Annotated in this window: 1 pseudogene; it reads left to right on the top strand. The window is 60.2% G+C overall.

The annotated features are described in order from the left end of the window. A pseudogene (locus DDR33_RS26265) lies at nt 1–608 on the top strand (DUF6443 domain-containing protein); the annotation flags it as partial.

The raw sequence follows: 608 nt of genomic DNA, 5'->3' as shown, positions 1-608 counted from the left end.
AACCTGTGCTATGTCCTTCCCCCCAAGTCAGAAGCCGACAGCGGAATGCCCGGCCCTGACAAACAAAACGCACTGTGTTACCAGTACCGCTACGACGAGCGCAACCGGATGAGTGCCAAAAAAATCCCCGGCAAAGGCTGGGAGTACCAGGTATACAATCAGCTCGACCAAGTCGTGGCCAGCCAGGACGCAGAGCAAAGAAAGAAGAACCAGTGGCAGGTAACCAAATACGACGGGCTCGGGCGGGTGATCATGACCGGACTATGGAACAATGGCAATACCGCCATAGACCCCGCCGCCCTGAAAGCCCTCGTCTATGCCGCCCCCCAGTACGACAGCCGTACCCCCGGGGCCGACTACCAGATCGTCAGCTACCCCCAGAACCTCAATACCCCCCTGACCGTCAGCTACTACGACAACTATAACATCCCCGGCCTTCCCTCCGGGTACGCCCGGGATGGCAGCCAGATGATCCACAGCCTGCTGACCGCCACCCGTACCGCCGTGCTGAACAACCCCGCCCACATGCTGTGGAGCGTGAACTACTACGACGACGAAGGCCGGGTGGCCAAGAGCATCGTCCAGCACTACAAGGGCGGCACCCTGTC

Origin of the sequence: Pararcticibacter amylolyticus (assembly GCF_003130405.1) — a bacterium.
Classification (GTDB): domain Bacteria; phylum Bacteroidota; class Bacteroidia; order Sphingobacteriales; family Sphingobacteriaceae; genus Arcticibacter; species Arcticibacter amylolyticus.
This window is presented reverse-complemented; position numbering and strand designations above follow the sequence as displayed.